The organism is Streptomyces lunalinharesii, assembly GCF_039532155.1.
In the GTDB taxonomy this organism is placed as follows: Bacteria; Actinomycetota; Actinomycetes; order Streptomycetales; family Streptomycetaceae; genus Streptomyces; species Streptomyces lunalinharesii.
Genome location: NZ_BAAARK010000062.1, coordinates 17,451 through 29,198, shown reverse-complemented (window position 1 = coordinate 29,198; position 11,748 = coordinate 17,451). Strand labels below are relative to the sequence as shown.

At 69.9% G+C, this 11,748-nt stretch carries 8 protein-coding genes and 1 riboswitch; of the genes, 5 read left to right on the top strand and 3 right to left on the bottom strand.

What is annotated here, in order from left to right:
* Positions 1 to 400: 400 nt before the first annotated feature.
* Positions 401 to 1,411, bottom strand: coding sequence for a ferredoxin family protein (locus tag ABD385_RS39020; RefSeq protein WP_344584736.1), 1,011 nt, complete (start codon positions 1,409 to 1,411; stop codon positions 401 to 403).
* Positions 1,412 to 1,880: 469 nt separating this feature from the next.
* Between ABD385_RS39020 and ABD385_RS39015 the strand changes: the two genes are divergently transcribed.
* Complete coding sequence (locus ABD385_RS39015) at positions 1,881 to 2,993, top strand: CobW family GTP-binding protein (protein ID WP_344584734.1); 1,113 nt, start codon at positions 1,881 to 1,883, stop codon at positions 2,991 to 2,993.
* Between the two features lie 209 nt (positions 2,994 to 3,202).
* Here the strand turns inward: ABD385_RS39015 and ABD385_RS39010 are convergent, their stop codons facing one another.
* Positions 3,203 to 5,647: a DNA gyrase/topoisomerase IV subunit A gene (locus ABD385_RS39010; RefSeq protein ID WP_344584733.1), complete on the bottom strand. Its 2,445-nt coding sequence runs from the start codon at positions 5,645 to 5,647 to the stop codon at positions 3,203 to 3,205.
* A 326-nt stretch (positions 5,648 to 5,973) separates the two neighbouring features.
* Here ABD385_RS39010 and ABD385_RS39005 point away from each other — a divergent pair, with 326 nt between their 5' ends.
* The 4 genes from ABD385_RS39005 to ABD385_RS38990 all read left to right on the top strand — a co-directional run bounded on the left by ABD385_RS39005 (position 5,974) and on the right by ABD385_RS38990 (position 10,962).
* Entirely contained in the window at positions 5,974 to 7,314 is a 1,341-nt protein-coding gene (locus tag ABD385_RS39005; protein ID WP_344584739.1) for a M16 family metallopeptidase, read from the top strand.
* A 26-nt stretch (positions 7,315 to 7,340) separates the two neighbouring features.
* Positions 7,341 to 8,723: a M16 family metallopeptidase gene (locus tag ABD385_RS39000; RefSeq protein WP_344584738.1), complete on the top strand. Its 1,383-nt coding sequence runs from the start codon at positions 7,341 to 7,343 to the stop codon at positions 8,721 to 8,723.
* A gap of 298 nt (positions 8,724 to 9,021) precedes the next feature.
* Positions 9,022 to 9,178: riboswitch (cyclic di-AMP (ydaO/yuaA leader) on the top strand.
* A 12-nt stretch (positions 9,179 to 9,190) separates the two neighbouring features.
* The gene (locus tag ABD385_RS38995) at positions 9,191 to 9,991 is read left to right on the top strand and encodes a M23 family metallopeptidase (RefSeq protein WP_344584732.1); all 801 of its coding nucleotides are present in this window, start codon (positions 9,191 to 9,193) and stop codon (positions 9,989 to 9,991) included.
* A gap of 284 nt (positions 9,992 to 10,275) precedes the next feature.
* Positions 10,276 to 10,962: a GntR family transcriptional regulator gene (locus ABD385_RS38990; RefSeq protein ID WP_344584730.1), complete on the top strand. Its 687-nt coding sequence runs from the start codon at positions 10,276 to 10,278 to the stop codon at positions 10,960 to 10,962.
* Positions 10,963 to 11,395: 433 nt separating this feature from the next.
* On the opposite strand, the gene ABD385_RS38985 is transcribed toward ABD385_RS38990, so the two are convergent.
* Positions 11,396 to 11,677, bottom strand: coding sequence for an HPr family phosphocarrier protein (locus ABD385_RS38985; RefSeq protein WP_344584729.1), 282 nt, complete (start codon positions 11,675 to 11,677; stop codon positions 11,396 to 11,398).
* Positions 11,678 to 11,748: the final 71 nt, after the last annotated feature.

Sequence of the window (11,748 nt, the reverse complement as noted above, 5' to 3'; positions counted from 1 at the left end):
GGCTCGATCAGCAACCACAGTTCATCCGACACGATCCACGGCCGTGCCTGTCTCTTCCCCACGACCAGACCAACGAGCGGACAAGCCAACAGTCACATGATCAACCACTTCTGTTAGGACCTCTAAGTGCGCGCGATGGTCGCGTGCGGAGGGGAGCGCAGGCGTGTGTGCTGTGGTGGCTGGTGCAGGGGCGCTCGGAACGGTGGTGCGAGGCACCGAGTATCGGGTCATCGGCCTACGCGCTGTGGGGCCGGTGTTGGGGATCGGATGTGCCGTTGCGTTGGGACTGGTCCTGGGGGTCGCGTTGGCTCGTGTCGTTGGGACAGGTGGGGAATCAGCCGGTGAAACCAGGCAAACGAAGCGGAGTGGGGAGGCCGCCGGTCCAGAACCGCCCCAGACGTCAGCGTGGCGGTCGCGCGGGCACGAGACGCACCCCGGCGCCGGGGCTGTCCGCAAGAGCGGTGATGGAGGTGACCGCCATACGCGTCGGTGGACCGAGCGGCGCACCACAGCTGGCGGGCGCCGGAGCGCCATCGGCCCGCTGGTCGATTACCACCCGCCAGGCACGTCCGTCGGTGTGCGCGACGGTGACCGCCCAGCTGCGACTGGAGCCCGCAGCCGCCCCGGCAACGGGAGGCTGGCTGTGGGCATCCCCCGCTTTGGGCCGCACCGAGTCGGTCCGTACGACGTCGAGTGCGTCCGCGCGCCACTCCCGAAGGAGTTCGCGGACTGCGAGGTCAGCGGCCTGGGCCGGTCGGTCCCACGTCGAGCGGCCGCGGCACTGATCGAGGGCGACGAGGCCATCACGCGCCGCTTCCACGACGTTCTCGACGAGTTCAGCCGAGGCGCGACCGTAGGCGTAGCCGTGGGGAAGGACGAAAAGCGTGGGGGAGAAGCGGTGGCCACCGATGTGCGTCACCTCCCAGGTCACGCAGCCCTCGGCGGCCAGGTGGGCGGCCAGCGGTCGGCCGAAAAGGGCGCAACAGCGATCCCGTTTGCCGTTGGTGCACACCAGCACCACAGGTTCGCCGGTGTACGGCTCCCAAAGGCCGCGATGATCTCCGGCTCCCGCGGCGCCGAAATCCAGCCTGAGAGCGGCCTGCACATCGGTGACGGTGGTGGTGCGGATCCAGGAGTGGCCCGGCGCGGTGTGCGCGAGGAAGAGCCGGCGTCGGGGAGCGCCGTGAAAGTCGGCATGGCGTCCGGGACGGCGGATGAGAGCAACACGTACGCCAGTGCCTTCTGCCGCGACTTCCAGGGCCCGGCCGAGGTCCGGGTCGAGGTGGCTGTCCGTCAGCGCCTTGGCTCCCCACGGCCCGCTTTGTTCGATCAAAAGCCAGGTCCGGGCGGTGGCTGCTGTTCCGGCGAGGGGTTCGGCGGCATCAAGGGAAGCGCGGGTGCATGTGCTCACGAAGGTGAGCCTAACCCGGAGTTCTATGTCTGGAATGCCGGAAGAGCGGCAAGGCAGGCGACGACCAGCGGCGGAGGAGTGTGCGGCTTCCGGTATAGCGGAGTCGGGCGTGGAGGCCGACGGCTGCGGCGCCGGCCGGTGGGTGCGAGGCGCCGGTGGACGGCGTCGGCGAAACCCCCTGTGGACCAGCGGAAGCCCTGAGGGCGGAGCGAGGGACCCGCTTCAGGTGGTCCGCGAGCAGCCCTTCTGAGACGGCAGGGTTCGAAAACGCGAGTGCGCCTTGTGGGGTGATCGGGGTCGCCCGGGCGCCCGGTGTGTCATGGCAGGTGGTCACGATCGTGGCTCGTTCGGCCCGGGTGGATCGAACGGGGTGAAGCAGGTCGGGCCGCGACGCCGGTGGTCCGTTACGATCGACAGTCGTCCGCCGCCGGGCCGTGCGGCCCGCCGCCCGCTCCATGGAGGCGCTCCCTTGGCCACGCAACAGATTCCGGTCGTCGTCCTCGCGGGCTTCCTGGGGTCAGGCAAGACCACCCTCCTCAACCATCTGCTGCGTGCCGGCGACGGCACCCGGATCGGCGCGATCGTCAATGACTTCGGCAGCATCGAGATCGATGCCATGACGGTCGCCGGGCAGGTGGACTCGATGGTTTCGCTCGGCAACGGGTGCCTGTGTTGCGCGGTCGACACCAGTGAGTTGGATGATTATCTGGAGCGGCTGGCCCGCCCTGCCGCGCGCATCGACGTGATCGTCATTGAAGCCAGCGGGTTGGCCGAGCCGCAGGAACTCATCCGGATGATCCTTGCGAGTGACAACGACCGCATCGTCTACGGAGGGCTGATCGAGGTCGTCGATGCCGCGGAATTCGAGGACACCCGTGCGCGGCACCCCGAACTCGACCGACACGTGGCGATCGCCGATCTCGTGGTGCTCAACAAGGCCGATCGGGTCGAGGATGAGGCGCGTCAGGAACTGATCGGCAGGCTCGCGGATCTTGCTCCTGGACGGCCGGTGCTCTGTACGGCCTTTGGGCGGATCGACCCGGAGATGTTCTTCGACCGCGGACCGGGGGAGGACCGCGACGCCACCGTACGCCAGCTGTCTTTCGAAGATGTGCTGCGTGAGGCTGCTGACAGCAGCGCTCCGGGGCGGGGGGCGGATGCTTGCGACGAGCGTGATCACGTGGACTGTTACGCATGCGACCACGACCATGCCGGGCATCTCCATGCTGCCTACGAGAGCGTGGAGTTCGTGTCCAGGGAGCCGATGCATCCGCGTCGGCTGATGGGGTTCCTCGACAGCCGCCCGAGTGGTCTCTACCGCATCAAGGGGTTCGTCCACTTCGACGTCCCGGAGAACCGGCAGAAGTTCGTACTGCACGCGGTCGGCAACTTCCTGCGCTTCTACCCCGAGCCCTGGGCGAAGGGGGAGGAGCGGACCACCCAACTGGTGATGATCGGCAGCGGGATCGATGCCCCGGCGTTGGGTAAGGAGCTGGATAACTGCCGCCAGGTGGTGCCCGAGGAGGCTGACGAGAACAGCATGTGGGGTGTGCTGAGGTATGTGCCTTCGCGGGAGGAATGAAGGAAGAGGGGGAGGGGATCGGATGGGGCTGTCTACTCCGTCCGCTGCCCCACGATGGCCCCTGCCGGCTGCGGTCTTGTGGTGGGGGAGAGAGAAGCGGCGGTATGCCTCCGGCTACATCCCCGTCGCGGTGATTCCCCGCCTACGAATGACGCCGCCGCGGTGGCTCTTCACCACCCCGGCGGCGTCACGTACGCAGTTCGTCGTGGTTACACGGGACCGGCCAGTGCTGCCACCTTCGTGGTCAGCGGCAAGCCGGAGCCGTCCCGGCGGGGATCAGGTTCCGGCAGTGCGACGGCCGCGCCCTTGGCGTCGGCGGCGCGCACCGGTGCCGCGCCGACCCAGGCCATCGTCAGGCAGTCCTCGCCCTTGAGGAACCGCTGGCAGCGCACGCCACCGGTGGCCCGGCCCTTGCGCGGGTACTGGTCGAACGGTGTGAGCTTCGCCGTCGCCACCGAGTCGTCCAGCGTGCCGTGCGACCCGGCGACCGTGAACACCACGCCGTCCACGGCCGGATCGACCGCAGCGAAGGCGATCACCTTCGCGCCTTGGCCCAACTTGATGCCCGCCATGCCGCCCGCCGGCCGGCCCTGTGGTCGGACCTGCGACGCCGGGTAGCGCAGCAACTGTGCCTCGTCGGTGATGAAGACCAGGTCTTCCTCCCCCGTGTGCAGCTCCGCGGCGCCCACGATGCGGTCACCGTCCTTGAGGGTGATGACCTCCAACTCGTCCTTGTTGGACGGATAGTCGGGCACCACCCGCTTCACGACGCCCTGTTCCGTGCCGAGGGCCAGACCCGGTGAGGACTCGTCCAGGGTCGTCAGGCACACCAGCTGCTCGCCGTCCTGGAGGCTCAGGAACTCCGCGATGGGGGCGCCACCGGAGAGGCTGGGCGTCGTGGTGTCCGGAAGCTGCGGCAGGTCGATCACCGACAGCCGCAGCAGCCGCCCGTCGGACGTCACCGCGCCGACCTCACCACGTGCGGTCGCCGGCACCGCCGAGACGATCACATCGTGCCTGGCACGCCTGGCATCGGCGTCGAACGCCGCCTCCGCCGTCGTGGTGCGCGCCAGCAGGCCCGTGGAGGACAGCAGCACCCGGCACGGGTCGTCGGAGACCTCCAGCGGCACGGCGGAGACCGGAGAGCCCGCCGACTCCAGCAGGACCGTCCGGCGCGGCGTGCCGTACGTCTTGGCGACCGCTGCCAGCTCGCCGGAGACCAGCTTGCGCAGTTCAGCGTCCGACTCCAGGATCCGGGTCAGTTCCGCGATCTCGGACTCCAGCCGCTCACGCTCGGCCTCCAACTCGATCCGGTCGAACTTGGTCAACCGGCGCAGCGGGGTGTCGAGGATGTACTGGGTCTGCACCTCGCTGAGCGCGAAGCGCTCGATCAGGCGCTCCTTGGCCTGGGCGCTGTTCTCGCTGGAGCGGATCAGGCGGATGACCTCGTCGATGTCCACCAGGGCGGTCAGCAGGCCCTCGACCAGGTGGAGCCGGTTGCGCCGCTTGGTGCGGCGGAACTCGCTGCGTCGGCGCACCACGTTGAAGCGGTGGTCGACGTAGACCTCCAGCAGTTCCTTGAGGCCCAGCGTCAGCGGCTGGCCGTCCACCAGGGCGACGTTGTTGATGCCGAAGGACTCTTCCATCGGCGTGAGCTTGTAGAGCTGCTCCAGCACCGCCTCGGGGTGGAAGCCGTTCTTGACCTCGATCACCAGCCGCAGGCCGTGCTCGCGGTCGGTGAGGTCCTTCACGTCCGCGATGCCCTGGAGCTTCTTGGCCCCCACCAGATCCTTGATCTTGGAGATGACCTTCTCCGGGCCGACCGCGAAGGGGAGTTCGGTGACGACCAGGCCCTTGCGGCGGGCGCTGACGTTCTCCACCGCGACCGTCGCGCGGATCTTGAACGTGCCGCGGCCCTTCTCGTACGCGTCCCGCACCCCGCCCAGGCCCACGATCCGGCCACCCGTCGGCAGGTCCGGACCGGGCACGAACCGCATCAGGGTTTCGAGATCGGCGTTCGGATGCTTGATCAGGTGGCGGGCCGCGGCGATCACCTCGCCGAGGTTGTGCGGCGGCATGTTCGTCGCCATGCCGACGGCGATGCCGGACGTCCCGTTGACGAGGAGGTTCGGGTACGCGGCGGGGAGGGCGACCGGCTCCTGCTCCTGGCCGTCGTAGTTGGGCGTGAAGTCGACGGTGTCCTCTTCGATGGACTCCGTCATCAGGGACGTCGCCGACGCCATCCGGCACTCGGTGTACCGCATCGCGGCGGGCGGGTCGTCGTTGCCCAGGGAACCGAAGTTGCCGTGCCCGTCCACCAGGGGCAGCCGCATCGAGAACGGCTGCGCCATGCGGACCAGGGCGTCGTAGATCGACGCGTCGCCGTGCGGGTGGAGCTTGCCCATCACCTCACCGACGACTCGGGCGCACTTCACGTACGCGCGCTCGGGCCGCAGGCCCATCTCGTTCATCTGGTAGAGGATGCGGCGGTGCACGGGCTTGAGACCGTCGCGGGCGTCCGGCAGGGCGCGCGAGTAGATGACCGAGTACGCGTACTCGAGGAAGGATCCCTGCATCTCGTCGACGACGTCGATGTCGAGGATCCTCTCCTCGAAGTCGTCCGGCGGCGGGGTCTTCGTGCTGCGGCGGGCCATCGCGGCTGCGGCTCCTTCTGCTGCGTCTACTGCCGATGTGTGATCAACGCTGTGGGATCAACGCTATTGGGTCAACGCTTCGGACCAACTCGGGGATCCACGTTGACCGGCCGGCCGGCGGACCGACCGGCGAGTCCGATGAGTCTGACGCCGACCATTGTGGACCGCCCCACTGACAACGCTCACCACGACTCCCCCCTTCCCGCCCCGCCGTGGGGGACGGCGCACGTTCGGGGCCTTCCGCACGGGAACTTCGCCAGATGCCGACGCGGTTGCATACAGTGACAGAACTTCCTCGCAAGCGGATCGAAGGGACGTACATGCCCATGGGTCACACGGCCACTGAAGAAGCCGGCTCCGGCGGCCTGACAGCAACCGAGCACAGGCTGGCCAACGGCCTGCGCGTGGTGCTCTCCGAAGACCACCTGACGCCGGTGGCGGCCGTCTGCCTGTGGTACGACGTCGGCTCCCGCCACGAGGTCAAGGGCCGCACCGGCCTGGCTCACCTCTTCGAGCACCTGATGTTCCAGGGCTCCGCGCAGGTGAAGGGCAATGGCCACTTCGAGCTCGTCCAGGGCGCCGGCGGTTCGCTCAACGGCACCACCAGCTTCGAGCGCACCAACTACTTCGAGACCATGCCCGCCCACGAGCTGGAGCTTGCCCTCTGGCTGGAGGCGGACCGGATGGGCTCGCTGCTGACCGCGCTCGACGAAGAGTCCCTGGAAAACCAGCGCGACGTCGTCAAGAACGAGCGCCGCCAGCGCTACGACAACGTCCCCTACGGCACGGCCTTCGAGAAGCTGACGGCGATGGCCTACCCGGACGGCCACCCGTACCACCACACCCCCATCGGGTCGATGGCCGACCTCGACGCCGCCTCCCTGGAGGACGCGCGGTCCTTCTTCCGCACCTACTACGCGCCCAACAACGCGGTCCTGTCCATCGTGGGCGACATCGACCCCGAGCAGACGCTGGCCTGGGTGGAGAAGTACTTCGGCTCGATCCCCTCGCACGACGGCAAGCAGCCGCCGCGCGACGGCAGCCTGCCCGAGACCATCGGCGAACAGCTGCGCACCGTGGTGGCGGAGGAGGTCCCCTCCCGCGCCCTGATGGCCGCCTACCGCCTCCCGCACGACGGCACCCGTGAGGCCGACGCCGCCGACCTCGCGCTCACCATCCTGGGCGGCGGCGAGTCCTCCCGGCTCTACAACCGCCTGGTGCGGCGCGACCGCAGCGCCGTCGCCGCCGGCTTCGGCCTGCTCCGGCTGGCCGGCGCGCCCTCGCTCGGATGGCTGGACGTCAAGGCGTCCGGTGGCGTGGAGGTGCCCGCCATCGAGGCGGCCGTCGACGAGGAGCTGGCCCGCTTCGCCGAAGAGGGGCCCACCCCGGAGGAGATGGAGCGCGCCCAGGCCCAACTGGAGCGCGAGTGGTTGGACCGGCTCGCCACGGTCAGCGGCCGCGCCGACGAACTGTGCCGCTTCGCCGTCCTGTTCGGCGACCCGCAGCTCGCGCTGAGCGCCGTCCAGCGCGTCCTGGAGATCTCCCCGCTGGAGGTGCAGGCGGTCGCCAAGGCCCGGCTGCGCCCCGACAATCGCGCCGCGCTCGTCTACGAGCCGACCGCGCAGACCGACGCCGCCGGCACCGAGGAAGAGGAGGCGGCCAAGTGACCGACGCCACCACCCCCGTGAGCACCATGGAGTTCCACCCGCAGCCCCGCAGCGGTGCCGCCAAGCCGTGGGCCTTCCCGGCCCCCGAGCGCAGCCAGCTGCCCAACGGGCTGACCCTCCTGACGAGCCACCGCCCCGGCCAGCAGGTCGTCGCCGTGGAGATCAACCTCGTCGCCCCGCTGGAGGCCGAGCCCGAGGGCCTCGACGGGGTCGCCACGATCATGTCCCGGGCGCTGTCCGAGGGCACCGACAAGCACACCGCGGAGGAGTTCGCCGCCGAGCTGGAGCGTTGCGGCGCCACCCTGGACGCGCACGCCGACCACCCCGGTGTACGGGTCTCCCTGGAGGTCCCGGCGTCCCGGCTGCCGCGCGCGCTGGGCCTGCTCGCCGACGCGCTGCGCGCCCCCGCCTTCCCAGAGGGGGAGGTCGAGCGGCTGGTCGGCAACCGCCTCGACGAGATCCCGCACGAGCTGGCCAACCCGGCCCGGCGGGCCGCGATGGCGCTGTCCAAGGAGCTCTTCCCGGCCACCTCCCGGATGTCCCGGCCCCGTCAGGGCACCGAGGAGACCGTCGCCCGGATCGACGCGGCCGCCGTCCGCGCCTTCTACGACGCGCACATCCGCCCCGCCACCGGCACCGCCGTCATCGTCGGTGACTTCACCGGCCTCGACCTGGACGCCGCACTGGCCGACACCCTGGGCGCTTGGACGGGTTCCACCGCCGATCCGCAGAAGCCGTCCCCGATCGTCGCGGACGACACCGGCCGCGTCGTGATCGTCGACCGCCCCGGCGCCGTCCAGACGCAGCTGCTCATCGGTCGGATCGGCGCGGACCGGCACGACCGGGTGTGGCCCGCCCAGGTGCTCGGCACGTACTGCCTCGGCGGCACCCTCACCTCCCGCCTGGACCGGGTGCTGCGCGAGGAGAAGGGCTATACCTACGGCGTGCGGTCCTTCGGGCAGGTCCTGCGCTCCTCGGCGCCGTCCTCCCCGGAGGGCGCGACCGGCGCCGCCATGCTCGCCATCAGCGGGTCGGTGGACACCGCCTCCACCGGGCCGGCCCTCCAGGACCTGTGGACGGTGCTGCGCACCCTCGCCGCCGAGGGGCTGACGGACGCCGAGCGGGACGTCGCCGTGCAGAACCTCGTCGGCGTCGCGCCGCTGAAGTACGAGACCTCCGCCGCCGTCGCCGGCACGCTGGCCGACCAGGTGGAGCAGCAGCTCCCCGACGACTACCAGGCGCAGCTGTACGTCCGGCTCGCGGAGACCGGCACGGTCGAGGCGACCGCCGCGGTCGTCAACGCGTTCCCGGTGGACCGGTTGGTGACGGTCCTGGTCGGTGACGCGGCGCAGATCGCCGAGCCGGTCAAGGCGCTGGGCATCGGCGAGGTGACGGTCGTCAGCGGCTGACCCACCCTGTGACGGGGCGTCATCCGACGGCTCGTCAATCATCGACAAAGCGGCTCCCGTGGCGGTCACTTGCCACGGGAGCCGTTTCGTTCGTGCGCTCCGTGGGGCTACCGGGCCGGCGCCTGCGGCTCCGGTCGGTCGTCACTGTGACGGGCCGGTGGTGACCGGTTTGTTGCGTCGGTTGCCCGATTCGCGTGTGGCGTGGCGCACAAAAATCCGGTTCTGTTTGCCGATTGAAAGTTGTCCCGATTAGCGTCGGTCCGGCTGTTCGTCACAAGTCCGCCACACCAGTGGCACCGGACAGTCATCGCCGAGTCCCCGTACGGCGCGAGCCAGGGGAGCCGGGGACCCAACCGTCCCTTGGGGTGAATCGGGCCCCTCTCCGGAGGAGTCCGTAGGAGACCTTCCTGCTCCGAACCCGTCAGCTAACCCGGTAGGCGAGAGGGAAGGAAAGGATCAGCCAGTACATGGCGTTCACCCGTGCCACCGGGAAGCACCGTCGTGCGAGCCGCACCGCTCGCACCACCCGCAACCTCGCCGGCATAGCCACCCTCGCCGCCTCCGGCGTCGTCGCCTCCGTCGCGTCGCCCGCGCTGGCCGCGACGGACGAGTCGGCCCCCCATGACACCGGCCTCCAGCAGGCGGTCGTGATGGGCGACGAACTCGCCGTCCGGATCGAGGCACAGGCTGACGCGCAGCAGGCGGCCGCCGAGGCCACCGCGGCGCGCGCGAAGGCCGAGGCCGAGGCCGTCCGGCTGGCCGACGCGGCCAAGAAGAAGGCCGACGAGGTGAAGAAGAAGGCCGACGAGGAGCGCGCGGCCAAGGTGCGCGCCGCTCGCGAGGCCGAGCGCAAGCGCCTCAACACCTTCGTCGCCCCCGTGACCGGCTCCTACGTCTCCACCGGGTACAAGGCGTCCAGCGGACTGTGGTCCTCCGGTAGCCACACCGGCATCGACTTCCACGCCGCCTCCGGCACGTCGGTCCACGCCGTGGGGTCCGGCACCGTCGTCGAAGCCGGCTGGGGCGGCGCGTACGGCAACAACATCGTGATCCGGATGAACGACGGCACGTACACCCAATACGGTCACCTTTCGTCGATCGGGGTGACGGTCGGCCAGTCCGTCACCCGGGGCGAGCAGATCGCCCTCTCCGGCAACACCGGCAACACCACGGGTCCGCACCTCCACTTCGAGGCCCGGACCGGCCCCGACTACGGCTCGGACATCGACCCGATCGCCTACCTCCGCGCGCACGGCGTCAGCGTCTGATCCGACCGCGACTTCTCCGCCGCAGTACCGTCCCCCGGAGCCCCGGCCCACCACCCTGGTGGGCCGGGGCTCTGCTGTTACCCCAAGACGGGCGGCGCTTCCCTGGGCTGCGCGGGCGCTTTCGGACAGCCATCATCTCGCCGACCGAATGATGCCCCGCCCGTCGTCCGAAAAGCGCCCATGAATTCTCGAACTCCGGAGAGGAAATCCGCGCCGGTCGAATACAGTCGGGGAAAATCGTCGAACGGCGGCGGTTTCCGGTGATGACGGTGGAGGCGCAGGCGATGCGAGGTCACATTTCCACGCATGCGGTGTGCACGGCGATTCGCGACGACATCGTCTCGGGAGTGCTCGCGCCCGGGAGCCGACTGGTCGAGGATGTTCTCGCCACGCGGTACGGCGTCTCCAGGGTCCCGGTGCGAGAAGCGCTGCGCACCCTGCAGTCCGAAGGATTCGTCACCACGCGCCTCCATGCGGGCGCCTGCGTCGCCGAACTCACCGAACGGGAAGCCGTCGACCTCCTCGACATCCGGGCCGCCCTGGAGCCGCTGGGCGCCGCCCGTGCGGCCACCCGCCGCAGCGCCGCCCACCTCAAGGTGCTGCGCGGCCTCGTGCGACTCGGTCGTGAGCGGGTCCGGCACGGCCACCCCGCGGACCTGTACCAACTGGACGCCTGGTTCCACGAGACGCTCGCCCAGGCCACCGGCAGCCCCCACCTCACCGCCCTGCTCATGCAACTGCGGCGCAAGATCGAGTGGATGTACGTCGTGGAGCCACCCGCGCGCCCCGCCGCTTCCTGGGACGACCACGGCGCCGTGCTGGACGCCGTGGTCCGTGGCGACGCGGAGCGGGCGCGCGCCCTCATGGCGGCGCACATCGAGCGGTCCTTGCCCGTGTACCGGCTGCGGCACGCCGCTCCCCCTGTGAGGGAGGCGAAACGGCCCGTCAACACGGCACGCGCCCGCGCTTAACAATCGCCCCGTATATAAAAGGGGAGTGGCGGGAATGCGCTGACGTCTCGGGGAATGACTGGTCCGCGAGCGCGAGAAATGCAGGGGCAGAGGTGCGGCACGAAATCGGGCGGACGAGATCGGGCGCAGTCGCGCTGATTTCCGCACCCCGGTAACGGGAACGCGCCGGGAAACGTCCGCGGCCCGGCGAGCCATTTCCGCACACGACGAGAGTTCCGCACGCGAAGAGATGCTCCGCACACGAAGAGATATTCCGTACGGCCGGTTGATTCTTCACGCGGGGAATCGGGCGGAGAAGCGGAAGGAGGGGCCGGGGCTCCGCCGCCGTCCGCGCAACAGGAAACGGCCCCGCCGCAGCAGCCGGACGTCCCGGTTACCGCGGTGGGGCCGCATCAGGAGAAGTGAAGGGCAGGGCGGGCGGCCCCGGTGCTCCTCAGACGGTCTCGGGGAGCTCCTCGAGACCCTCCGCGACCAGCTTCGCCAGGCGGTCGAGCGCGGCCTCGGCGCCCTCCGCGTCGGAAGCCAGCACGATCTCCTCGCCACCCTGGGCGCCCAGGCCCAGGACCGCGAGCATGGAGGCGGCGTTGACGGGGTTGCCGCCGGCCTTGGAGATCGTCATCGGGACACCGGAGGCGGTGGCCGCTCGGACGAAGATCGACGCGGGGCGGGCGTGCAGGCCCTCGGCCCAACCGACATTGACGCGGCGCTCAGCCATGGTGTTGCCCTTCAAAGTCGTGACTGTTGTCTAGACCATTCTCGCACGCTGTCAGGAGTGGTCCCGCAGCC